23 protein-coding genes are annotated in these 24300 nt (G+C 63.8%); 18 read left to right on the forward strand and 5 right to left on the reverse strand.

Annotated features, from left to right (window positions below; all coding sequences use genetic code 11):
• Positions 1-637: 637 nt before the first annotated feature.
• The 7 genes from QZY03_RS24210 to QZY03_RS24240 all read left to right on the forward strand — a co-directional run bounded on the left by QZY03_RS24210 (position 638) and on the right by QZY03_RS24240 (position 9268).
• A complete protein-coding gene (locus QZY03_RS24210; protein WP_295585390.1) occupies positions 638-1702 on the forward strand; it encodes an Rpn family recombination-promoting nuclease/putative transposase in 1065 nt (354 codons plus the stop codon).
• Between the two features lie 373 nt (positions 1703-2075).
• A complete protein-coding gene (locus QZY03_RS24215) occupies positions 2076-3299 on the forward strand; it encodes a cell surface protein (protein WP_295585392.1) in 1224 nt (407 codons plus the stop codon).
• Positions 3296-4231 carry a DUF6384 family protein gene (locus QZY03_RS24220; RefSeq protein WP_295585394.1) on the forward strand — a complete coding sequence of 312 codons (936 nt, stop codon included), beginning with the start codon at positions 3296-3298 and terminating at the stop codon, positions 4229-4231. Before QZY03_RS24215 ends, QZY03_RS24220 begins: the two co-directional genes overlap by 4 nt.
• Before the next feature lie 117 nt (positions 4232-4348).
• Positions 4349-5824 carry a hypothetical protein gene (locus tag QZY03_RS24225; protein WP_295585396.1) on the forward strand — a complete coding sequence of 492 codons (1476 nt, stop codon included), beginning with the start codon at positions 4349-4351 and terminating at the stop codon, positions 5822-5824.
• Between the two features lie 316 nt (positions 5825-6140).
• Positions 6141-8291 carry a type VI secretion system Vgr family protein gene (locus QZY03_RS24230; protein WP_295585398.1) on the forward strand — a complete coding sequence of 717 codons (2151 nt, stop codon included), beginning with the start codon at positions 6141-6143 and terminating at the stop codon, positions 8289-8291.
• A 26-nt stretch (positions 8292-8317) separates the two neighbouring features.
• Positions 8318-8869: a DUF4123 domain-containing protein gene (locus QZY03_RS24235; protein ID WP_295585399.1), complete on the forward strand. Its 552-nt coding sequence runs from the start codon at positions 8318-8320 to the stop codon at positions 8867-8869.
• Between the two features lie 9 nt (positions 8870-8878).
• The gene (locus QZY03_RS24240; protein ID WP_295585401.1) at positions 8879-9268 is read left to right on the forward strand and encodes a DUF4280 domain-containing protein; all 390 of its coding nucleotides are present in this window, start codon (positions 8879-8881) and stop codon (positions 9266-9268) included.
• A 123-nt stretch (positions 9269-9391) separates the two neighbouring features.
• Here QZY03_RS24240 and QZY03_RS24245 read toward each other — a convergent pair whose 3' ends face one another.
• The 4 genes from QZY03_RS24245 to QZY03_RS24260 all read right to left on the reverse strand — a co-directional run bounded on the left by QZY03_RS24245 (position 9392) and on the right by QZY03_RS24260 (position 11800).
• Positions 9392-9877: a DUF1854 domain-containing protein gene (locus QZY03_RS24245; RefSeq protein WP_295585403.1), complete on the reverse strand. Its 486-nt coding sequence runs from the start codon at positions 9875-9877 to the stop codon at positions 9392-9394.
• 17 nt (positions 9878-9894) lie between these two features.
• A complete protein-coding gene (locus tag QZY03_RS24250; protein ID WP_363182506.1) occupies positions 9895-10557 on the reverse strand; it encodes a thiol:disulfide interchange protein DsbA/DsbL in 663 nt (220 codons plus the stop codon).
• A 145-nt stretch (positions 10558-10702) separates the two neighbouring features.
• Positions 10703-11236: a disulfide bond formation protein B gene (locus tag QZY03_RS24255; RefSeq protein ID WP_295585405.1), complete on the reverse strand. Its 534-nt coding sequence runs from the start codon at positions 11234-11236 to the stop codon at positions 10703-10705.
• Between the two features lie 18 nt (positions 11237-11254).
• The gene (locus tag QZY03_RS24260; RefSeq protein ID WP_295585407.1) at positions 11255-11800 is read right to left on the reverse strand and encodes a Uma2 family endonuclease; all 546 of its coding nucleotides are present in this window, start codon (positions 11798-11800) and stop codon (positions 11255-11257) included.
• A 153-nt stretch (positions 11801-11953) separates the two neighbouring features.
• Between QZY03_RS24260 and QZY03_RS24265 the strand changes: the two genes are divergently transcribed.
• From QZY03_RS24265 to QZY03_RS24315, 11 genes are all read left to right on the forward strand, one after another.
• Entirely contained in the window at positions 11954-13393 is a 1440-nt protein-coding gene (locus QZY03_RS24265; protein ID WP_295585409.1) for an MATE family efflux transporter, read from the forward strand.
• Between the two features lie 326 nt (positions 13394-13719).
• Positions 13720-14214, forward strand: coding sequence for a bidirectional hydrogenase complex protein HoxE (gene hoxE / locus QZY03_RS24270; RefSeq protein WP_295585411.1), 495 nt, complete (start codon positions 13720-13722; stop codon positions 14212-14214).
• On the forward strand, positions 14211-15818 hold the full coding sequence (locus QZY03_RS24275) for a NuoF family protein (RefSeq protein ID WP_295585413.1): 1608 nt from the start codon (positions 14211-14213) through the stop codon (positions 15816-15818). The genes hoxE and QZY03_RS24275 overlap by 4 nt, the downstream gene beginning before the upstream one ends.
• Positions 15815-16249, forward strand: a complete 435-nt coding sequence (locus QZY03_RS24280) for a DUF29 domain-containing protein (protein ID WP_295585415.1) — start codon at positions 15815-15817, stop codon at positions 16247-16249. Before QZY03_RS24275 ends, QZY03_RS24280 begins: the two co-directional genes overlap by 4 nt.
• A gap of 91 nt (positions 16250-16340) precedes the next feature.
• Complete coding sequence (hoxU, locus tag QZY03_RS24285) at positions 16341-17072, forward strand: bidirectional hydrogenase complex protein HoxU (protein ID WP_295585417.1); 732 nt, start codon at positions 16341-16343, stop codon at positions 17070-17072.
• Positions 17069-17617, forward strand: a complete 549-nt coding sequence (locus QZY03_RS24290) for an NADP oxidoreductase (RefSeq protein WP_295585419.1) — start codon at positions 17069-17071, stop codon at positions 17615-17617. The genes hoxU and QZY03_RS24290 overlap by 4 nt, the downstream gene beginning before the upstream one ends.
• Positions 17618-17637: 20 nt before the next feature.
• Positions 17638-17931, forward strand: a complete 294-nt coding sequence (locus QZY03_RS24295; protein ID WP_295585421.1) for a hypothetical protein — start codon at positions 17638-17640, stop codon at positions 17929-17931.
• 54 nt (positions 17932-17985) lie between these two features.
• The gene (locus QZY03_RS24300) at positions 17986-19413 is read left to right on the forward strand and encodes a Ni/Fe hydrogenase subunit alpha (protein ID WP_295585423.1); all 1428 of its coding nucleotides are present in this window, start codon (positions 17986-17988) and stop codon (positions 19411-19413) included.
• Between the two features lie 110 nt (positions 19414-19523).
• Positions 19524-19979 (forward strand): hydrogenase maturation protease, encoded by a 456-nt coding sequence (locus QZY03_RS24305; RefSeq protein WP_295585424.1) that lies wholly within the window; start codon positions 19524-19526, stop codon positions 19977-19979.
• Positions 19980-20709: 730 nt separating this feature from the next.
• Positions 20710-21912, forward strand: a complete 1203-nt coding sequence (locus QZY03_RS24310) for an IS630 family transposase (RefSeq protein ID WP_295585426.1) — start codon at positions 20710-20712, stop codon at positions 21910-21912.
• A gap of 485 nt (positions 21913-22397) precedes the next feature.
• A complete protein-coding gene (locus QZY03_RS24315; protein ID WP_295585428.1) occupies positions 22398-23279 on the forward strand; it encodes a phosphoribulokinase in 882 nt (293 codons plus the stop codon).
• A gap of 41 nt (positions 23280-23320) precedes the next feature.
• Here the strand turns inward: QZY03_RS24315 and QZY03_RS24320 are convergent, their stop codons facing one another.
• The gene (locus QZY03_RS24320; protein WP_295585430.1) at positions 23321-24184 is read right to left on the reverse strand and encodes an FIST C-terminal domain-containing protein; all 864 of its coding nucleotides are present in this window, start codon (positions 24182-24184) and stop codon (positions 23321-23323) included.
• Between the last annotated feature and the right edge of the window lie 116 nt (positions 24185-24300).

A 24300-nucleotide genomic window follows, 5' to 3' on the forward strand; every position in this document is an offset into this window, starting at 1 on the left:
GCCCCGAGCGCTGGGCGGCATGCCTTGAGGTGATAACGGAACGCCCACGCCGACGCCGCTTACAAACGCTCCCGGCCGCCGTCATCGCGTTCCTGAGTACGCCAGGAAATCAACTGGTTGCTTAAGTTGGCGCCTATGGGCTCATGCCCCGTCCGACCGGAGTGGAGTTCGGCGGATGCCGGTGTAGTCAGCGCGCGTCTGCACCGGCGGCAATTCAGATGTGACGCTGAGGTGGTGGCCTTGCATTGTGCATCCCCCCGTTCCTTATGTTTGGTCTTGCGCCGTCGCCCTGCGCGGGATGGCATCGCCGGGTGACCATCCGCCGTCGGGCCGGAGACACCGCAAGGCCAGCCCGCACGGGCAGCGGTCGATCCTTCAGCCCCGCTACATCGGACGGTCTGGAATGGGACCTAACGGAGCCAGGTTATGCGGAGTCAATCGTAGTTTTTAGTTTAAATAAACCATTCCGTCAACCAAGTATATCAGTCGGATTGGTAGGCGACGGCGGCACCTTCCGGCCGATGTTGTGCTAAAGGAGCCGGGGCGTCCCGCCCCGGAAACCAGTCTATGCAGGGGGCACGACCGGCCACCACCATCCGAACCCAAACCCAGCCCCCAACTGCGCTATAGTTTGCCGATGCAACACCCCATTGACCCCAAGATCGACTGTGTCTTCAAGGCCCTGCTGGGGTCCGAGGGCAACCGTCGGCTGCTGATCCACTTCCTGAACGCCGCCCTGGGCGACGATCTGCCGGCGCCGGTGGTGGCGGTGGAGATCTTGAACCCCTATAACGAGCGCGAGTTCCTGGACGATAAACTGTCCATCGTCGATGTCAAGGCGCGCGACGCGCAGGGCCGGTTCTTCCAGGTCGAGATCCAATTGCTGGTCCTCCCGGACCTGCCCGCACGCATCCTCTACGGGTGGGCGGACCTCTACCGCGCCCAGCTCAAGAGCGGCCAGGACTACGGCGCGTTGCGGCCCGCCTACTCGATCTGGCTGCTTGGGGAGACCCTGCGGCGCGGGCTGCCGGACTATGTCCACCGGTTCCGGATGCGTGATGAGCAGGGCCGCACCCTGCTCGACCATGGGGGCATCTGGCTCTTGGAGTTGGGCAAGTTCGCCGCCGGGCGGGAGCGGGCCGAGCGGGTCGACACCGAGCTTGAACGGTGGCTTAAATTCTTCACCGAGGGCGAGGGCCTCGACGCCGACGCCCTGCCCGAGTGGATGCAGACCGAGGAGATGCAACAAGCCATGAGCACCCTGAAAGGTTTCTCAGAAAAAGAGCGCGAGTACCACGCCTACCAGGCGCGCCAGAACTACCTGCGCCAGCAGTCCAGCATCCAGCGCCGTCTTGAAGAGTTGGAGGCCGCGGCGATCCGCGCGCAAGCGATGACGGAGCAGGCGCGGGCTGCGGAAGAACAGGCACGGGCTGGGGAAGAGCAGGCGCGGGCTGCGGAAGAACAGGCACGGGCGGCGGAAGAACAGGCACGGGCGGCGGCGGAGCAGGCGCGGGCATCCGAGAACCGCGAGCGTACTGAGAAAATGCAAGCGCGGGCCGCGGAAGAACAGGCGCGGGCTGGGGAAGAACAGGCGCGGGCGAGAGAAACGGCCGCGCTGCAACGTGAAGCCGCCGCCCAGGCGGAAGTCGAGCGGCTCAGACGTCTACTGAAGGGTGCGCCGGGCGCCGACGACGGAGGATAGACGCGGCAGGTCTTGTCTCGCCGGGTACCAGCCGCTCATCCCGCCCCGCCGCGCGCGTTCACGGGGCGGGTTCTGCCCCGCCGCCTACCAACGCCCGGACAGCGGCACATCCCCGTTCGCACCTCGGTGGAGACACGGTTTAAAATTTATATTTCTTAAAACTGTAAACCGCGCCAGCTCCGGCAATCGTCGAGTCTGCCGGGGCCGGTCTCATCCAAAAACATCGCATACCGCACTGGGCGCGGTTTAGAAAGCAACCATTCGGCGCTACATTGGGGCAGCGAGAAGGCCGAACCTCGGAGCGGCACCTGTCCGTGTCGGCGCCCTAACGACCAAAAGAGCAGTCCCGTAACCCCTGTCCTAAGGAGGCACCATGAGCACCACCGAGACCGCGACCGCCAACGCCGCCGCTGTCGCTGCCGCCGCGACCCCCATGCAGTATCTGGACAAGGCCATGAATGGCCTGCACGATCTGGGACTGGTCCCCACCGACAGCGGCAAGCAGGTGGAGCCCATCATCGCCCTGCTGAACCAGATCTCGGTGCTGGACGAGGGGCGGATCACCGCCATCGCCCGCACCCTGAATCAGGCGTCGCTCTTCAACGACGTGGTGCGCAAACAGGTCGAGGCGATGGAGATCGGCAGCCGCTACGAGGAGATCACCAACGCGTTCAACAGCATTCGTGATGACGCCAAGTCGATGGTGGATCAGATCGAGGACGGCAAGCTGGATACCTTCGAGCGGATGGGCAATGTTTGGATGAAGGTCACGCGCGGCGACATCGCCAGCCGCTTCGACAAGATCAAGGGCACTTATCTCGAGGTCACCGCCTCGACCAACGATCAGATTCAGCGCGAGCAGAAGATTCTCAATGCCTACATGGACTTCCGCGGCGCACTCAAGCAGTCCGAGGTCCTGGCACTGGAAGTCCTGAAGACCGCCCAGGGCAAGCTGGACGCGGCCAAGGCGGAACTCGCCGCGGCGATGCAGGCGGTGGAAGCCAACACCTCGCAGGAACCGGCCGACCGCGCCCGCCTGGAGATGGTGCGTGACGAGCAGGTGCGTGCGCTGCAACTGGAGGAGAAGCGCTACCAGATCGCGAAGGATCTGTCCGACAACCTGACGATCTCCTACAACACCTCCGAGGTGGTCATGGCGCGCCTGCTCCAGACCACCAACGCCAAGGAGCGGGTCTATGCCCAGGCGGTCAGCTTCTTCAGCACCAACGAGGTGGTCCTGACCGCGCTCAGCGCCTCCTTCACCGGGATGTTCGGCCTGCACGAGGGCACCCAGACGGTGGAGGCGATGAAGGAGGGCGTGAGCAAGTCGCTGGAAGTCCTGGCCGACATCGGCGGCAAGGTCCAGGAGGCGGCGGTGCGGGCCGGCTATGGACCGACCGTCCGTGCCGACGCGGTCAAAAAGCTGGTGGACTCCGTGGTCAACTGGCAAACCCGCTCGCATGAGATCATCGAAGACATGCGCAAGCAAAGCACTCAGAACGCCAATGAAATCCGCGACGCGGTCGAGGACGGCAAGCGCAAGCTGGCGCGCCTGGCCGAGCAGGGCCAGGGCCTGGTGAGTCAGGCCGCCCGATGAGCGCGGCGGCGGAGGCGGTCAAGACAGCGGCCCCCGCACCGGCGGCCGGCGGCCAGCAGCCGCTGGACGAGGTGATGCTCGCCATGGATGTGGTCGACACGCTGCGGCGACGCGAGCGCATCGTCAAGAACGAACTGGACGACTTGGGCCGGGAGGAGGATCTCAAGGAGCGCCTGCGCAAGATCTACGCGGCCCAGGGCATCGAGGTCCCGGACCATGTGATCGAGCAGGGCGTGGCGGCGCTCAAGGAGGAGCGCTTCACCTACAAGCCGCCGCCCCACTCCATCGGCACCCGGCTGGCCCGGATCTATATCAACCGCGGACGCTGGGGCAAGTGGATCGGCGGTCTGGTCGGGGCCGCGATGCTGGTTGCCGTCATCAACCACTTCGTCTTTGTCGCCCCCAAGGCCGCCTTGCCAGCCGACCTGGCCCGCGTCCATACCGAGGCGCTCGCCCTGGCGCAAACCGATCAGGCACGCAAGACCCTGGAGCGCTATTTCAACGCCGGCCAGGCGGCGCTGCGCGACCAGGACATGGATGGCGCCAAGCTCGCGATGGCGGAGTTGGAGGCCGCGCGCATCGCCTTGGGTCAGGAATACCGGCTGCGGATCGTCAACCGTGCCGACGAGCAGAGCGGCGTTTGGCGCATTCCGGATCTGAACACCAAGGCCCGCAACTACTACATCATCGTGGAAGCGGTGGACCCCGCGGGGCGGGTGCTGACGGTGCCGGTCGAAAACGAGGAGACCAAGCGCATCGAACGCGTCAAGGTCTGGGGGCTGCGGGTCGACCAGGGCACCTTCGAATCCGTCGCCCGCGACAAGCGCGATGACGGCATCATCGAGCGCGACCGGTTCGGCTACAAGGCACGCGGCACGCTGGTACCCGAGTACGAGATGAAGACCACCGGCGGCGCGATTACGAAGTGGTAGGGCGATTGGGCCATGATCACCGTTCGGCAAAACGACCATCCGGAATTGTCCACAGATGTCACAGATGTTCACAGATGAAGAGAAACATCTGTGTTCATGACGCTCCAGGAGAAGCACATGGTTTCCGGTAGAGAGACTCTGGCCACGATCGATCAGGCATTGACCGAGGCGCAGACCAAGGTCGACGCGGTCGAGGCGCAGATCGCGTCGGTCAATCAGCGGCTCGACGCGCAGCGTCAGGCCCAGACTCAGGATTACCGGGAACTCGCGCGGGTCCGTTTGGGCCAACTCGCCGACGCGTCCATGGTGAAACAACTGGATCAGGCCGAGCAGCAGATCATGCCGCTGCTCGCCCGGCGTGAGGCCGCGGTCGCGCAACTCGAGCAGCAGAGCCGGGAAGCCGCCGCCGCCCGCCAGGCCCTGGAAGCCGAGCGCGCCGCCCAGGCCGGTCAGGTGGACAGCGCCGCTGCGGTGCTGGACGCGGCCGAGGCGCGGACCCAGGCCCGGCTGGAAACCGACCCGGCTTATCAGGCGCAGCGCGAGCACGCCCGCGAAGCCGAGCGCATGGCCATGCACGCCGCCGAGAAAGCGCAGCGCAGCGCCGATGAGCGCGAGCAAAAGGGCGCCTCCTACCGGGCCGACCCGCTCTTCATGTACCTGTGGGACCGCAACTTCGGTCTGCCCGACTATCGCAAGGGCGGCCTGATCGCGTTGCTCGACGGCAAGGTCGCCCGCCTCATCGGTTACGCGGACGCCCGCGCCAACTACGCCCGCCTGAACGAGATCCCGGAGCGGCTGCACGACCACGCGGCGGGCCTCAAAGCCCAGGCCGAGGCCGAGTTCGCGGCACTCAAGTCATTGGATGAGGCCGCGCGGACGGCCGACGGCATCCCCGCGCTGGACGCGCAACTCGCCGCCGAGCAGGCCGCACTCGAAGCGATCGACCAGCGCATCACCCAGTTCCAGGCGGACCAGCAGGAAGTCCTGGTCCGCAAGGCGCTCTTCGCCGCCGGTGAGGACGAGCACACCAAGCAGGCCGTCAGCCTCCTGGCGGCCGAGGTGCAGCGCGATGATCTCATGGAGTTGCGCCGCGAGGCCCTGGCCACCCCGCTGCCGGACGACGACCTGATCGTCGCCCGCCTCCTGCAGCGCGAAGACGAACGGCGCCGCGACGAGGCCGCCCTCCAGGGCTTGCGGGAGGCACTGGAACAGCACCAGCGGCGCCTGAGCGAGGTCGAATCCTTGCGCACCGATTTCAAACGCCACCGTTACGACCGCCCCGGCTCCACCTTCGGCGACGATGCCATGATCACGATGTTGCTGGGACAGTTCATCAACGGCGTCCTCGACCGCCGGAACCTCTGGCGCATCCTCCAGGAGCAGCAGCGCTACCGGCCGCAGCAGGCCGACCCCGACTTCGGCTCCGGCGGTTTCGGCCGCGGGACCGTCTGGGGCGGCGGCACCGGCAGCCTGGACGATATTGTCGGCCGGATCAGCCGCGGCAGCAGGGGCGGTGGCGGGAGCTGGGGCGGCGGCAGTACGGGCGGAGGCAGTGGCGGGGGCGGCGGCTTTCGCACCGGCGGCGGGTTCTGACGCCGCTACCACCGGTCGGACATCAGCAATTCCAAATGTGGGCGGCATCGCGCGCCCCCTGGTGGATGCGGCGCGCGCGACCGCCGTGCCGGGTCCCTGACACCGAGTGGCGCGCCTTATCCACCCTACAACAGAGCCGGTTTTGTAGTTTTGTAGGGTGGATAAGCGCAGCGCATCCACCATCAGCCTCGCCGACGGGACACGGTCGGCGGCGGCCACCCAAATTTGGAACTGCTGGTCGGACATCCGCGCACGGCACTGACCGCTTCCCCGCCGCCCGGGCTATACTGAGGTCACCTGAACACAGGGTCATACCATGCCGCCCAGTCAAGCCACTCGCTCGATCTCAGTCAACACCGCGCTCGGCCCGGAAGCACTGCTTTTGGCAAGCATGACCGCGACCGAACATCTCAGCGTACCGTTTAAGTACCAACTCACGCTGCTGAGCACGCAAACCGACATCAGTGCGACGGATCTCCTGGGTACGCCGGCCACGGTGGCGCTGGTGCTGTCGTCGGAGGAACGGCGCTTTTTCAACGGCTACATCAACCGCTTCTCACACATCGGGTTCGACGGCGACTACAGCGTCTATCGTGCCGACCTGGTGCCCTGGATCTGGTTTTTATCGCGCACGGCCGACTGTCGGATCTTTCAGGATCAGACCGTCCCGGACATCGTCAAAGTGATCTTTCGCGACCAGGGCTTCACCGACTTCGAGGAACGCCTGTCCGGCACCTACCGCTCATGGACCTACTGCGTTCAGTATCGCGAAACCAACCTCGCCTTCGTCAGCCGGCTGCTCGAACATGAAGGCATTTATTATTTCCACGAACACACGGACGGCAAACACATCCTGGTGCTCGCGGACAGCTACAGCGCCCACGCGCCGGCACCGGGATACGCGGAGGTGCCTTACTTCCTGCCGGGCGAGGCGGCGTCGCGTGACTTCGAGCGCATTAACGACTGGAGCGTGACGCACGCGGTCCGTTCGGGAGCGTTCGCCCACAACGCCTTCGACTTCGCCGCACCGCGCAAGAGCCTGCTGGCCCGCAGCAGTGCACCCAAGAGCCACGCGCTGGCGGGAATGGAGGTTTTCGATTACCAGGGCGATTACATCGAGACCAGCGACGGAGACAGTTACGCGCGCGTCCGCCTGGAAGAGAACCAGGCCGACCACGAGATCGCGCGCGCGGCCGGCAATGCCCGTGGTCTTGCCTGCGGCAGCCTGTTCACCCTGACCGAACATCCGCGCGCCGATCAGAATCGCGAGTACCTGATCCTCTCCGCCGACTACCAACTGCGCTCCGACGACTTCGGGTCGAGCGATCTGGTTCCGGCCGGGCCGGTCTTCCAATGCACGCTGAGCGCGATGGACGCCCAGGTTCCCTACCGCCCGCCGCGCGTAACCCCCAAACCGGTGGTCCAGGGTCCGCAAACCGCCATTGTGGTCGGCAAATCCGGCGAGGAGATTTGGACCGACCAGTACGGACGGGTCAAGGTCCTGTTCCATTGGGACCGCTACGCCAGCGCCGATGAGGCCAGTTCCTGTTGGGTCCGCGTGGCGCAGGTCTGGGCGGGCAAGGGCTGGGGCGGCATGATGATCCCGCGTATCGGCCAGGAGGTCATCGTCGATTTCCTGGAAGGCGACCCCGATCAGCCGATCATCACCGGCCGTGTCTATAACGCCGACTGCATGCCGCCTTATACGCTGCCGGACAAGGCGACGATGGTGACGGTGAAAAGCAACTCCAGCAAAGGCGGCGGCGGCTTCAACGAGATCCGCCTGGAAGACAAGAAAGGCTCGGAACAACTCTTCATCCACGCCGAAAAGGACCAGGATCTGCGGATCAAGCACGACACCTACGAGTGGGTCGGTAACGAACGTCACCTGATTGTCGTCACCGATCAGTTAGAAAAGGTCGACGGCGACAAGCACCTGACCGTGGCGGGTGACCAGAACGAAAAAGTGGACGGCACGGTCTCGCTCAAGGCGGGGATCGACCTCCAGCAGAAGGTCGGAACCAAATACGGGCTCGACGCCGGTCAGGAAGTCCACATCAAAGGCGGCATGAATGTCGTCATCGAGGCGGGAATGAGCGTCACCCTCAAGGCGGGGGGCGGCTTTATCGTGGTCGGTCCGGCCGGTGTGACCATTTCCGGCACTCCGGTGCTGATCAATAGCGGCGGCTCGGCCGGCTCCGGCTCCGGCTGCTCGCCCGATGCCCCCACGGCGCCCAAGGAGGCCGATACGGCCGATCCGGGTCAGGTTTCCGCGGCGGCGGCACGCACCCCGCCAACGAAGGAGCCGCCGGCGCTACCCGCGGCGGTCAAGGCAGTTGCTGCGGTCAAGGCGGCCACCACCAATCCGCAGGCTCAGACCCTGATCACGGCAGCCGAAAACGGCACCCCGTTCTGTGCCAAATGCGAGGCGGCCCGCCAGGCGCAAGCCGCCCAAACCGGTAACTGAGCGCCCAGCGCCCACGGAGCCGCAACGTGATCGACCAAACCCTGGTGCAAGCCTTCCAGCAGTCCCTGGCGGATGAGCACCGCCTGCGACTTTACGCGGTGCTCGACGGCGCCTCCATCGCCAACCTGCCGACACTGCTCACCGAGCAGCAATTGCCGCATGTCTGTCTGATGCCCGGCGAACTGGAACCCGAGTTGGCTCAGGCCGCACCCTATCTGGTGCAACTGCCGGCCCGTTCGCCGTTCGCGGGGTTGTTTCTGACCCAGGGCGTCGGCAGCCATTGGGGCATCCTCGCCACCTCCGCTGCCGGATTGCGTACCCTGCGCATGCACTTGCGTGCGCTGCTGTCAGTCTGGGGTCCGGACGGTCAGCCGCTCTTTTTCCGCTACTATGACCCGCGCGTCCTGCGTGTCTATCTGCCCACCTGCACTGCCGGGGAGCTCAGCACCCTGTTCGGCCCGGTCAGCGCCTACTATGCGGCGGACGAGAGCGGCGAAGCCCTGCTGCGCTTCGCCGTCGGCGCGACCGGACTCGGCCAACAGCGGGTGACGCTCGCGCGGCCTGTTGCACCGGCTTAGGAGATTCCAATGCCCATGCACGTCTGCTCCGGCGCCATGCTGCAATGCAGCTTCGGCCTCGCACCCAGCACGCTCACCGTGCTGCCGGCCAATCAAATGATGACCGGCAACATGCCCGCCGCCAACATTATGGACAACAAGCCGATGGTCAACATCATGCCGTTCGGCATGTGCACCAGCCTGGCCAACCCGACCGTGGCATCGGCCACCTCCGCCGCAATGGGCGTCTTGACCCCCATGCCCTGTATCCCGGTGACCACGGCCCCCTGGGCGCCCGGCGCGGCGACGGTCATGCTGGGCAACATGCCGGCCCTGGACGACGTCTCCAAGCTCATATGCAACTGGGCGGGAGTCATCAGCATCCTTGTTCCCGGCCAATTCACTGAACAAATTCCTTGAATTTCTAAGGTATAGCCTTCGTACCTGATATCCGGACTGACCCTTGGTATAGGGGCGGGTTTGAAACCCGCCCCTACGTCCGGTTCTCACCTCCGACGGCTATTAACGAGGCTCCTTGCCGCATCAAAGGTACCGATCGACCGCCCGCCGCCCGTACGAATCCAGGTTACGGGTATCGGCAACAAGATAGCGAATCCCCTGGGAATCAAGTAGCAGTGCGCTGTAGGGACCGAGCCGCCGGACATCGTCCTCGGTCTTGAGCACGAAGCTGGTCCGACCCCGGTCGGTTTCCACTTCCCATTGTGCGGGTTCCAGGTAACTGGAAACCTGAATCACCCGCCGAATTTGCGGCACGAACTCACGGCGCGCCAGCTCGTCCTCCAGCGCGGTACGGACCTCGTCCGGCAGGGCGGCGAGATCCTCGATACAACGCAGCTCCCGTCCCTGGGCGTCGCAGAGGATCACCCAGTGGTCGGGGTCGGTGATCGGAAAGGCCCGCACCGGCACCGCGTCGGCATGTTCGCCGCCCGTCTCGTCCCGATAGACGAGCCGCCCCCAAGGGTCGATCCGCAAATGGAAGCCTGGGCTTTCCTGTGCCGTGTTGGTCATCAGGACGCTCCTGAGGTTCAACCTTCCTGGCCCGCGGCGCCGGCCCGCGCCTTGGCGATCAACCCGTCGGCGATGCCGAACAAGTCCTCATACCCCTTCGCCGCCGTGCCCATCACCACATAGCGCCCGCCGACCACGATCATCGGCACCGCATCGACCTTGTAGCGCTCGGCCAGCGCATTGGCGCGGATGAACCGCGTCTCGGTGGTGAAGCCCGAAAAAGCCGCCTTGAATTGCTCCGCATCCACACCCTGGTCGGCGACCCAGTCAACGATCGCCTGCTCGGTGAACAGGTTGCGGCGCTCCTTGCTGATCGCATCGAACACAGACTGGTCCAGGCGCGCCAGATCTCCGATCTGGTCCAGCGCGAAATAAAGCCGTGAGACGTTCGCCCAGGCCGCGCGGCCGAAGGTCACGGGAACCCGCTCAAAAGTCACATCGGCCGGCAGGCCCGCGGCCCAGGTTTTGATCAGCGGATTGAGCTGACCGCAATGCGGACAGCCGTAGGAGAAAAACTCCAGCACCTCGATCCGACCGGGGTCCTTGACCGGTTGCGGCGGCATCAGCGCACGCCAGTCACGGCCTTCGATGAGCTCGGCAGCGCGCGCCGGGGGGATCAGGGAAGCACCGAGCACACCGAGCAGGATGCGCTGAAAGCGGCGGCGGGTGATGGGCATCATCAGTCTCCTCGAGTTCGATCGTCGTTTGAAATCATGGCACCGGCGGGGCCGGCGGGGGCGCACCACGGCCTTGATCGTAATCCCGGCCAGCGGCGTGCGTAGTCAGGGCTTCCAGCCCTGACGGTGTCAGGCCAGGATGGCCTAACTACGCACCCGGCGAGCCCAACTGGCCGGGATCTTGATCGAGGCCCGCGCCGCGGCGCAGCGCCCACCAGGCCGCGGCCAGGGCCAGGAAAAAGCACAGCAGCGCCCAGTTGGCGAGCGACAGCCCCAGTATCAGCAGTTCCTTCTCCTCGCAGAACCCGGTGGCAAGGAACAACGCCGGGGCCTGCTGGCCAAGCCATTCCACCAGCCGTTCGATCAGCCCCGGCTGGCCGCCGATGCAGGAGATTGAATCCGGCGGCTGTTCCTGCAGCCAGCTCTGGTAACCCGCGCTCGCGGCGCCGGCCACCGCCGCGAGGGCGATCAGCCCCCCCGCGAGGCCTTGGACCAGGCCGCGGGTCAGCGCGGCCAGCAGCCCCAAGCCGGCGATCAGCATGAAGAGCAGCCGCTGGAAGATACACAGATGACAGGGGGCGAGGGCCAGCCAGGCGGTCAAAACCAAGCTGGCCAGCACCGCGGCCGCGGCGGCAGCGGCTGTTACAAGCCAGACGACGCGGGGCGGGACGGTCGTTATCATGAAGTCTCCGATGCGGACTCAGTCGCCGAGGATGTAGGCCAAGTCCAGTTCGATGTCATCGAACGGCGGGATGCGCGCCCGGACCGGCTCGGCGAGCGTGGCGATGATCCGGTAATGCTCGCCGTCGAGTTGGTAGGCGATCAGGGTGCGGTCCTCGGGCCAGATCAGCCAATAAAAGGGCACGCGGCGGCGCTGCAACAGCAGAAACAACGTGAATGTGTCCTTACGCTCGTGACCGGGCGAGACGATCTCGCACACCCAGTCCGGCGTCAGATCGATGACGCCTTGCGGGCGCTGCGGCATCCGCTCCTTGCGCCAACCGGCGAGATCGTGGCAGGGGCACTGATGCAACTCGTAAGCGACGCTGACCTCGGTGATAATCCACCAGCCGCCGGGGCCGGATTTGCGGCTGAACGGGCTGAGTTCTTCGCGCGCATTGCCTTGCACCACACCGTGCTCGGCGCGCGCCATAGGCCGACGAACGATCTCACCGTTGATCAGTTCGACCCGCTCCTCTGGACTGACCAACAGGTCCGCAATGGTGTTGAGTTTGTGCGCTTCCATCTGCTGCATCCTCCGGGTCGATGGGCGAAGACCGCCATGCTAGGTCACCGCGATCGGGTTGTCGAGCCAACCGCGGAGCTTTGACCATTACGCGCCGGTTGACTCCACCGACCGCCTCAGGCAGGGTCGCGGCTTTGCCCTCCCGCCGATTCCATGTACCTCAGCCTCCCCGATCTCCCGCTGCTACCCCGTGCCTTGCCCGCCTTACGTGTGGATCACGCGGGCCGGCGACGGGTGGATCTGGGTGCGGTCGTGGCGCTGGCGGCGCCACTGTTCCTGAACAGCGGCATTCAGGCGATCCTGAATCTAACCGACACCTGGTTCCTCGGCCGCATCTCCGCCGCGGCGACCGCGGCCGTCGGCGGGGTTTTCTGGTTCACCATCGTGATCCTGCTGCTGGTGGGCGGGGCGGCCATGGCGGTGCAGACCCTGGTCGCCCAAGCGTACGGCGCCGGAGACCGCACACGGGCGGCCGCATCGGTCTGGGGCGGGCTCTGGGTGGTGCTGCTGATGAGCCCGCTGTTCGTGGCCGCGGGGTTGGCGGGCGGCTGGTTTCTCGCACCGGCGCGGCTCCCGCCCGAGATCGAAACCCTGGCGCTGGACTACTGGTTCCCGCGCGTCGCCGGATCGGTCGCCGGCGTGGCGCTCTGGTGTCTCACCAGCTTCTATAACGGCATCGGCCGCACCGGGGTCACGCTGGCCCTGATGACCGTCGTCGGCGTGGCGAACGTTGTCTTGAATCAGCTCCTGGGGTTCGGTTTCGGGCTCGGTGTCGCGGGGATCGCCTGGGCCACGACGGCCGCTCAGGCGCTCGGTTTTCTGTTGGGACTGTGGATCTTTCTGCGTCCCAGGACGCGCCGGGAGTTCGCCAGTCACCGCCACTGGCGGCCGCGATCCGACACCATGGTTCGGGCCTTGGCCCTGGGTCTGCCGATGGGCCTGCTGCCGGCCGCGGATCTGATCGGTACCGGACTCTTTCAGTTGATGCAGGTGGACCTGAGCACGGTCGCCGGGGCCGCCACCCAGGTCACTATGATGATGACCTCGATCGCCTACATGCCGGCGATCGGCATCGCCAGCGCGGGCACCACCTTGGTTGGCCAGTCCATCGGAGCGGGAGACCGGGACTGGGCACGGCGGGTGGGCAACACGGCCATCGCGCTCACCGTCGCCTATATGGGCCTGGTGAGCCTGGTCCTGGCCGCGGCGGGGCCCTGGTCGATGCCGCTCTTTGTCAATCCCGCGGACCCGCATGCCCGGGCCGTGGTGGAGACCGCCGCGCTGTTGATCTGGCTCGGCGCCGCCTACCAGATCTTCGACGGACTCAATCTGGGCTGCGGGTTTGCGCTGCGCGGGGCCGGAGACGTGCGGCTGCCGGCACTCATGACCCTCATCCTGTCCTGGCTGGGCTTTCTGCCGCTGGCGCATATGCTGACCTTCACCCCCGGAGCGGGCTGGGTGGACTGGCTGCCGCAGTTCGGACTCGGTGCCCTGGGGGGCTGGGCCGCGTTGCTCGTCTACGTGGCCGCCCTGGGAACCATGATGGCCTTGCGCTGGCGCTCGGGGGCTTGGCAGCGGATCGTTTTGGAGTAATTCGGTCCGTTGCGGAGAATCCACGCGATGATGCGACAGGAGGCGATCGTTAGCGGGGGGATGGGTTTCGCTTCGCTCTACCCATCCTACGGGCTACGGGGAAGGTGCCGGAGCGTCGAATGGTTCATCGCAATACGATAATATAATAATAATTTGTATCGAAAAACCAAAAACATACTATGGACCAGACGGCGTTCGCGCGTTAGTCTTTACCTTGCCAAGCGTGTCGTCACTCCGGCATGAATCCCGGTCCCGTCGACGGATACCGGGAACGCGACTCGCACGGCCACACCCACCCCTTACGACGGCCCCGATTAGGAGGGGACATGAGCTTGCTGCAAACCAGGCCCGCCCTACCCAGCGACGACAAGCGCTGGAAGTTGGTCAATGCCGCGATGCGTCGCAACGGCTATGCCGGGCACGCCTTGATCGAGACCCTGCACAGCGTCCAGGAGTCCTTCGGTTATCTGGACGAGCCCGCGATGCGTTTCGTCGCCGGGTCGCTTGACCTGCCCCTGTCGAAAGTCTACGGGGTGGCGACCTTCTACCACCTCTTCATGCTCAAGCCCAAGGGCCGCCACGCCTGCGTGGTCTGCACCGGCACCGCCTGTTACATCAAAGGCGCGGGATCGCTGGTGGATGCCGTCGAAGCGCGCTTCGGCGTCAAGCCGGGCGAGACCACCGAGGACGACCGGCTCTCGGTGCTCGCCGCCCGCTGCGTCGGCGCCTGCAGCCTGGCTCCGGCCGTGGTCGTCGATGGCGACCTCGCCGGCAAACAGACCGCGGACCGCCTGGTGGCCAAATTGGAGGAACTCGCATGAATCTGGACGATCTGGCCGAGAAGGCCGAGGAATACCGCGCGCGCGACGCCGGTATCACCCACGAGGTCCGGGTCTGCGTGGCCGCGGCCTGCCAGTCCGGCGGCTCGCTGCCGGTCCTGGAGGCGCTCAAAGCGGAGTGCGATAGCGGCGGGACCTGCAAGGTCAAAGGGGTGGGCTGCATGGGCCTGTGCTCGGCCGGCCCCATGGTGGCCATCGCGCCCAAGGGCGGGGCCATCCCGGATTCGATCCTGTACCGGGAGGTCAAGCCGGAGGACGCCGCGGACGTCCTGGCCAGCGTCGGCGGTGCGCCGGTGGAGCGGCTGCACACCCCCACGGATCAGCCCTTCTTCGCCCGTCAGCAGCGGATCGTCCGCGAGAACTCCGGGCTCATCGACCCGGAGAGCTTTACCGGCTACGTCGCCGCGGGCGGCTATGCCGGCCTCATCAAAGCACTGAGCGAGATGACCCCTGGCGATGTGCTGCGCGAGATGACGACCAGCGGCCTGCGCGGGCGCGGCGGCGGCGGCTACCCGACCGGCCTCAAGTGGTCCACGGTCGCCAAGATGCCGGCCGATCAGAAGTATGTCATTTGCAACGGGGACGAGGGTGATCCGGGCGCCTTCATGGACCGCGCGGTCCTGGAGTCCGACCCGCACCGGGTGCTGGAGGGCATGTGCATAGCGGCTTATGCCATCGGCGCCACCAAGGGTTACGTCTATGTCCGCGCCGAGTATCCGCTGGCCGTACAGCGGATGGAGCTCGCCATCCGCAAGGCCAAGCGGTCCGGCTTCCTGGGGAGCAAGATTGCGGAAACCCAGTTCAGCTTCGAGGTCGAAATCCGCCTGGGCGCCGGGGCCTTCGTGTGCGGCGAGGAGACAGCCCTGATGGCGAGTATCGAGGGCCTGCGCGGCCAGCCCCGCCCGCGCCCCCCCTACCCCGCCGAGGCTGGGCTTTGGGGTTATCCCACCCTCATCAACAACGTGGAAACCTTCGCCAACATCGCCCCGATCATCACGCACGGGGGCGAGTGGTTCGCCGGGATCGGGACCGCGAAGTCCAAAGGCACCAAGGTCTTCGCGCTCGCCGGGTCGATCAAGAACATCGGCCTCATCGAAGTCCCGATGGGCATGTCGCTGCGTGAGATCATCGAAGAGATCGGCGGCGGCTGTCCCGGCGGCAAGGCGTTCAAGGCGGTGCAGACCGGCGGCCCCTCGGGCGGTTGTATCCCCGCGGCGCACCTGGACATCGCGGTCGATTACGACAGCCTGAAAACCCTGGGCACCATGATGGGCTCCGGCGGCATGATCGTCATGGATGAAACCTGCGACATGGTTGACGTGGCGCGCTATTTCATGGAGTTCTGTATGAGCGAGTCCTGCGGCAAGTGCATTCCCTGCCGCACCGGCACCTGGCAGATGCACGAACTCCTGGATCGTATCACCAAATCCAAGGGCACCCACAAGGACCTGGCCCTGCTGGAAGAACTCTGTGACGTCGTCCAGGCCACCAGCCTGTGCGGACTGGGGCAGTCGGCACCCAACCCGGTGCTGTCGACCTTGCGGTATTTCCGTGAAGAGTATGAGGCGAAGTTGACGGCCGAATGATGCATTCTCAACCTGATTCGGACTTCTACGCCTGGACGACGGAAAGCGCGGCCCGGCTGCGCGACGGACGGGTGTCCGAGGTCGACATTGAACGGGTTGCCGAGGAGCTTGATGACATGGGCAAGAACCAGAAACATGCCCTGGGCAGTCATCTGAAGGTCCTCGTCGTTCACTTGCTCAAGTGGCGCTATCAGCCGGGCTTGCGCGGCGTCAGTTGGCGCCTGTCCATTGCCAATGCGCGCGACGAGATCGCTGAATTGCTGGAGGACAGCCCAAGCCTCGCGACGCAACTTCCGGAGATTCTCCGACGGCGTTACCCGGCGGCGCGCAGCCGCGCGGCCCTGGAAACCGGCCTTGCGTTGGCGACATTCCCGGCGGAATGCCCGTTCAGCATCGCGCAACTGCTCGATATGGAGTTTTGGGCGGAGTGAATCATTTTGAGTCCGTCATTCCCGGTCGTACCGATCGATAACTGAACACCCAGCAACCGACTAAAGAGACACGACGACACCCGGAGCACCCATGCCCCCACCCGCCCCACAACCCAATGTCCGCGTCGTTACGCTCACGATCGACGGCAAGGATTTCTCGGCCCGCGCCGATGAGACCGTCATCGAATTGTGCCGGGAGAACAAGATCCCGATCCCCAGCCTCTGCTACATGGATGGCCTGAGCATCTGGGGCGCCTGCCGCCTCTGCCTGGTGGAGATCGTCGGTCAAGGCCGACTGGTCGCCGCCTGCTCCACCCGCGTGGCGGAAGGGATGAATATCCTGACCAACACCGAGCGGCTGCAGCGCTACCGCCGCACCATCGTGGAATTGCTCTTCGCGGAGCGCAACCATGTCTGTTCGGTGTGCGTTTCCAACGGTCACTGCGAACTCCAGTGGCTGGCTCAAAAATGCGGCGTCGACCATGTGCGTGTGCCCTACCGTCAGGTCCGCAACGAGGTGGACTCGTCCCACGAAACGTTCCGCCTGGACCACAATCGCTGCATCCTCTGCACACGGTGCGTACGGGTGTGCGACGAGATCGAAGGCGCACATACCTGGGACGTCATGGGCCGCGGCAGCGACTGTCGGGTCATCACCGACCTGGCCCGTCCCTGGGGTGAGAGCGAGACCTGCACCGGCTGCGGCAAGTGCGTTCAGGTCTGCCCTACCGGTGCCCTGGTGAAGCAGGGAACCTCGGCCGGCGAGATGGTCAAAGATCAACATTTCCTGCCCATCCTTGCCCGCCGGAGGCACGCCCAATGACGACCCCTGCAACCCCGCGGATCACCGTCGCAACCGCCTGGCTGGACGGCTGCTCCGGCTGCCATATGTCGTTTCTGGACATGGACGAGCGCCTGGTGGACCTGGCCCAGAAGATCGACGTCGTCTACAGCCCGCTGGTGGACGCCAAGGAACTGCCGGAGCAGGTGGATGTCGGTATCTTGGAGGGCTCGATCTCGTCCGAGTCGGATTTGCACCATGCTCAGGAGTTCCGCAAACACTGCAAACTCCTGATCAGCCTTGGCGACTGTGCCGTCAACGGCAATGTCCCGGCCATGCGCAACCCCTTCAAGCTGGCGGACGTCATCGATCGGGCCTACCGTGAGAATGTCGACGTCCAGCCGCAAATGCCGACGGTGGGTGTGCCGGTGCTGTTCCAGCAGGTGCGGCCGATCCACGGCTGCGTGAACGTCGACGTCTTCGTTCCCGGCTGTCCGCCCCGCGCCGACGCCATCTTTTACGTACTCAACGAGCTGATTGAGGGACGCACGCCCGACCCTAGTCAGGTCACCCGCTTCGGCGCCTGATGGCAGAGGAACCAAGACCTATGACCGCTAACGGACCCGATAACGAAGACGGACTGGTCGTCGTCCTGCTTGACCGGATGCGCACGCAGCGCCTGCCGCGCCTCCTGGGCATTAAGACCAAGGTCGACGTCGGCGACACCCTCAATCAATCCGACATTGACTTCCTGAACGAGGTCTTTGACGACTCGAACAACAATAAGGCGATCTTGGACCGCCATCCGGAACTCCATGACATCGCCGCGCAGATGGTCTCGCTCTACCGCGAGATCACCGAGCGCGCCCTGGCCAATGAGGGCGGGGCCGTGCCCGAGTGACCCGTACCGCACCCGGCGCCCCTCTAAACCGACTTTTCCAAGGGGAATGAATCCATGAGCCGCACCATCACCATCGAACCGGTTACCCGCATCGAGGGTCATGCCCGCATCACACTCCAACTCGGTGACCAGGGCGAGGTCGAGGACGCCCGGTTTCACCTCACCCAGTTCCGCGGCTTCGAGAAGTTCTGCGAGGGTCGCCCCTACCGCGAGATGCCGGCACTGACCGCCCGGACCTGCGGCATCTGCCCGGTCAGCCACGTGCTCGCTTCCAATAAGGCCTGCGACCACCTGCTTTCGGTCACCATCCCGCCCACCGCCGAGAAGCTGCGGCGGATCATGAACCTCGCCCAGATCACCCAGTCCCACGCCCTGTCCTTCTTCCATCTCTCCTCGCCCGACCTGTTGCTGGGCTGGGACTCGGACCCGGCCACCCGCAACATCTTCGGGGTGATGCGTCAGGATCCGGCGCTGGCCAAAGACGGGATTCGGCTGCGGCAGATCGGCCAGATGATCATCGAGATCCTGGCCGGCAAGAAGATCCATCCCACCTGGGTGGTCCCGGGCGGGGTCGCCGAGGCCCTGACCCAGGAGAAGCGCGAAGCGATCCTCAAGCTCCTGCCCGAGGGGCTGGAGATCGCCAAGCGTACCTATGGATTCTTCAAGACGCTGGTCCCCAAATTCAAGGACGAGACCAGTCACTTCGGCACCCGGCCCACGATGTTCATGAGCCTGGTCACGCCCAAGGGCAATCTCGAGCACTATGACGGCTTCCTGCGCATCAAGGACGCCCAGGGGCGGATCGTGGAGGACATGGTCCCGACGGTGGACTACCAGCGTCTGGTGGGCGAGGCGGTGGAAGACTTCAGCTACATGAAGTTCCCCTATTACAAGCCCATGGGCTATCCCAAGGGCGTCTATCGGGTCGGCCCCCTGGCGCGGCTCAATAACGCGGAGGCCTGCGGCACCCCCTACGCCGACGTGGCCCTGGCCGAGTTCCACATGCTGCAGGAATACGGTCCAATCACTAGCAGCTTCCACTACCACTACGCGCGGCTGGTTGAAATCATCTTCGCCATCGAGATGATGGAGCGACTGCTCAAGGACCCGGACATCCTGGATCATCGCGTCCGCGCCCGTGCCCGCAGCAACCGCGACGAGGGCATCGGTGTGTCCGAGGCGCCGCGCGGCACCCTGATGCATCATTACCGCATCGACGACGACGGACTCATCACCTGGGTCAACCTGATCATTGCGACCGGACATAACAACCTGGCCATGAACCAGGCCATCCGTCAGGTCGCGGATGCCTATGTCGACGGCAACCACCTCCAGGAAGGCATGCTGAACCGGGTCGAAGCCGTCATTCGCTGCTACGACCCCTGCCTGTCCTGCGCCTCACACGCGTTCGGGCAAATGCCGCTGCTGATCGAACTCAAGGACGCCGCGGGTCAGGTGGTTGATCGGTTGACGCGGGGCTAGTCCCGCGTTCCACCTGAAGTTGCGGGAATACCCCGTCATTCCGGCAGGATGCCGGAAGCACGTCGCCACGGATGGTCCCTCGCGGCCAGCACGGACTTGCAAGAAGAACCATGACCCAGCACAAGACCCTGATCATCGGCTACGGTAGTCCCATCCGCGGCGACGACGCCATCGGCCCGCTGGCAGCGGACGCCCTGGCGGCCGGTCCCCTGCCCGCGGGAGTTAACGTCATCTCCCGCCATATCCTCACTGCCGAGTTGGTGGAAGACATCGTCGCCGCCGACCGCGTGATCTTTCTCGACGCCACGGTCGATGGTGAGCCTGGCGAAGTCCGGGTCCGCAGCCTTGCCCCGGACGCCTCCGCCATGTCGAGCATGGCCCACTTCCTGGACCCGCGGGAACTCCTCGCCTGGAGTCAGGCGCTCTACCAGCACGAACCCGAGGCTTACCTGGTTTCGGCCGCCGGCGCCTTCTTCGAGTATTCAAACTACACCCTGACGCCCGCCGCCGCCGCCGCCCTGGAACCGATGATCGAGCGGGTACGCGAGTTGATTGCAGTGCGTTAGGAAATATCCGCATGTCTGCGGCGGCGCGAACCGATCAAGGTTCAGCGCAGAGAGATAGCACGCTGCCGGAGATTTTTGGCAGATGCCTAGGGCGGCGCGGGAAACCGGGCTGGCGAAATCGGAGTTCCCTGCGTCCAATCTCTGACTATTGGAAACAACCTGAACGAGGGCTTCTGAATTGAACCCGCGGACGAAGGGTGCTAATCCTTAGGATGAGTTTCGATATTTATAAACACTTCATGTAATACGCGAACTCCTGAAGGAGTGCCGAAATGCCTAGCATGCTGGGGATTGTATTGTATCGCGGCTCTATTATTGTTTTTGATTTGGGCGATCGACTTACCGCATACAAGGCTGCCGAATTCGCTTGCAATAGGCGACATTGTCGAGCAATGGCGTCATATTGACAGTGAAAATGTTCTTCAGGACGGACCTGATCTCAATTTGATAGGAACCAAATGGAAAATAAAATATATAGCTAATGATTATATGCTATTGGAGCTAATGGAGGGAAGGTATAGATGGGAATTTAATGGCGAAGCATACAAGTATCCTGGTTACATTACGAAGTTCACATCATCAAACAACTATCAATCGAACCATCCGAATATATTGATGGACTTAGATTTTGTCACTTTGAAATCTAGTACCGCAGGATGAAAGTCCTAATACCGTTTGTGAAGAATACGTTATAAAATAGAAATCTTCCTCACCTGCTCAGGTTTTTGCGATGTCCCTGCTTTGTCCTGCCCCTGTCCCCGTCACCGATCGCGAGCGTGGACAACTGGAGTCGCTTGAGCGACAAGCGACCTGCCCACAGCAATTGGCCCTGCGAGTGCGGATTATCTTGCTGGCGGGTGAGGGTGTTGGCGTGCGGCCGACGGCGGACCAACTCGGCATCAGTCGTTCCACGGTCCAAGGGTGGCGGCGGCGATGGGTGGAGAACCCGGACGCGAGCGTCGCGGAGCGATTGTCCGATGCGCCGCGCTCCGGTACCCCGCCAACATTCATTGCGGAGCAGATCTGCACGATCATTGCGCTGGCCTGCGAGGCGCCGCAAGACAGCGGACGGGCGATCACGCATTGGACGCAATGGGAGATCGCCGACGAGGCGATGAAACGGGGCATTGTCGAGTCGATCTCCCCACGCTCTATCGGGCGCTTCTTGAAAGAAGCGGACCTGAAACCCCATCGCTCGCAATACTGGCTGGAGGCCAAGCCGGACGCGCAGTTCGCGGAAAAATGTCAGGACATTTGCGAGACCTATCGTCTCGCCCCAGCGCGGGCAGCGGAGGGGATCAAGACCGCCTCGATTGATGAAATGACTGGGATTCAAGCACTTGAACGCATTGCGCCAACCCGGCCGATGACCTCGGGGCGCGTCGAGCGCCGCGAGTTTGAGTACAAACGCCACGGCACCCACACCCTGATTGCCGAGTTCGACGTCGCGACTGGGAAGGTCACAGGGCGACTTGGCCAGACGCGCACCGAAGCCGATTTTACGCAATTCTTATCCCCGATGATCGCCGAGTGCTCGCAGTGCTCCCCACCATCGCCGTTGCACTTAGTCATGGACAATCTCAACACCCATTCCTCTGAGTCGGTCGTGCGTTTAGTAGCCGATAGCATCGGTTTTGAAGGTGACCTCGGGGTCAAAGGCAAATGCGGTATTCTCCACTCCGTGGCGACCCGCCAAGCGTTTCTGTGCGACCCGACCCATCGCATCGTTTTTCACTTTACGCCGAAGCATAGCTCATGGCTGAATCAGATCGAAATCTGGTTCTCGATTCTGGTACGCAAAGTCATTCGACGCGGCAGTTTCTTATCGGTCGAAGACCTGTGCAAGAAAATTAACAACTTCATCGACTATTTCAACAAGACGATGGCCAAGCCATTCCGCTGGACCTACCAGGGAAAGCCGTTGGCAGCCTAGGTTGACATGGTCCGAGCACTTTCATCGTGCGGTACTAGCCAAGGTATTGCGCAAGGGACGTCAACGCGGCATTTGGGGCCTTGATCATCGTTCCGGCCAGCGATGCGTATTTGGAGTCCAAGCGGTCGTCGGTCCGCGCGGAAGACCCTACAGATCGCGGCCTGACCCCCGCGCCCGACAAAAGCGCGGTGTTCCCGGGCCTCTCGATCGAGTATTATCCCCGCAGGATGACGGGGAAAAAGCGACAAAGGTTAAGGGGCATCAGCGATCCGATCCATACCAACCTATCAGCGTTGCCAACCTCATCCCTCGGACGCGTAAGCGTTCGGACCGACCTTTCGCGGACCATCCTAGAAAGGTCAAACCTCCGACCTTGGAAGCCGGCACAGCGCCGCGACCCCAACCCGCGCCCGCCATCGGCGGCGACACCCGCAAAGGGTATCGGTAGTTCAAAGAAACCAACGATAAAGACCGAGGAGAACCCCATGTCCAGAAATCACCCCATCGTTGCAGTCACCGGTTCGTCGGGGGCCGGTACCAGCACCGTCAAGAAAGCTGTCGAGAAGATCTTCCACCGGGTCGGCGCGCGCGCCGCCTTCGTGGAAGGCGACAGCTTCCATCGTTACAACCGTAAACAGATGAAGGAGGAGTTGGCAAAGACGAAGCTCGAGGGCACGAATCTGAGCCATTTCGGCCCGGAGGGCAACCTGTTCGACAAGCAGTTTGAACTCTTCCGCAACTACGGACGCACCGGCACGGGTGAGCGTCGGCATTACATTCACGACGAGGAGCAGGCGGCCAAATTCGGTCAGGAGCCCGGCACCTTCACCGACTGGGAGCCGATCCCGCCGGACTCGGATCTGCTGTTCTACGAAGGGCTGCACGGCGGGGTGGTGGCCGGCGACATCGACATGGCGAAAGAGGTCGATCTGCTGATCGGTGTCTGCCCCACCATCAACCTGGAGTGGGTGCAGAAGATCCAGCGCGATACCAAGGAGCGCGGTTATAGCCAGGAGGATGTCATGTTCAACATCTACCGGCGTATGCACGACTACATGCATTACATCCTGCCGCAGTTCTCCTGCACCCACATCAACTTCCAGCGCATTCCCCTGACCGACACCTCCAACCCCTTCTGCGTCTCCAATATCCCGACGCTCGACCAGAGCATGGTGATGATCCACTTCCTGGAGCCCAAGCCCAGCGTGGAATACAAGCTGCAACTGCGTGGTCTGATTGAAGGCACAATGATCACCGGCTTCAACACCCTGGTGATTCCCGGTGGCAAGATGATCTATGCAATGGAGTTGATTCTCACTGAACTCATCATGAACCTGATGAAAAAGCGAGGACACGTAGGGAGCTGACACGCGCTGGCCGGGCGGAGCCCGCCCGGCCAGCGGCGCACTCAGGTAAAGAGGGTTAAGACCCCGGTGTAGCCGTAAAGCCGATCCTGAGAGATCTCGCCGCTGGCGTAGAAGCCGACCAGCGGGAAATCGCCCAGGGTATCGCGGATCTGCTTCAACTCGGCGGACTCGGGTCCGAACAGGTTGACGCCGCGCCCCAGACAGGAACAGTAGACCCCGCCGCGCGGCGGGGCACTCAACCGCCCCTTGAGTGACCGCAACATCCGATCCAGGTCCTCGCGGGCCGTAGCCGTATCACGTCGGCAGAACATCAGTTCCCGGCCCTGCTCGACCACATCACCCACCGCCACCAGGCCCTCGTTAGGGTCGATGCCGACCAGATTGCGAACCAGATAGTCGCCGGTGTCCGAGCCCTGAATGGGCAGCCCGACAAAGATTTGCCCGCCGATCTGCATCAGGTCGCGCGATAACTCCGCGCCGATATCCTCCTTGAGCACGTCCAGGGCCGGCCGGCCGTCCAGCGTGATCAGAATGTTGCGTTGAGCGGCCGTGATGGTGCGGTGCGGACCGATGGGTGAGCAACCCTGACTGAGACGGGTGATCAGCCCGACCTCTTCGGCGAACAGTACCCCGGAGATGCCGTCCTGATGCAGGCCGTTAGCGACCGTGTAGGTGGTGCCGCGTGAACTGGCGAACCCGCCCACCAAAAAGCCGGCGCTGGTGCGTTGCGCAAGTTGTTTGATCAGGTCCTCGGTATCCCCGTTCGCGGGATCGGCGTGGACCAGGGCAAGCAGCGGTCGATGGGCCGCGATCCACGCGCCGCTATGCGCATCGAACGCATCCAGGCTCTTGACTACACTCGGGAAAACGTGGAAACCGTGGCTCTCCGGGATCTCCCGTGGCACTTTACCCTAAAATAATCAGTAAGATATCGTGCATCGCGAAAACTTTATGGCCCCGGTCACGATCGGCACTGCGCACCGTAACGCTTTGATTTTTCAAGCATACAGCTTGTACCCGA

The organism is uncultured Lamprocystis sp. (genome assembly GCF_903933125.1).
Classification (GTDB): domain Bacteria; phylum Pseudomonadota; class Gammaproteobacteria; order Chromatiales; family Chromatiaceae; genus Thiodictyon.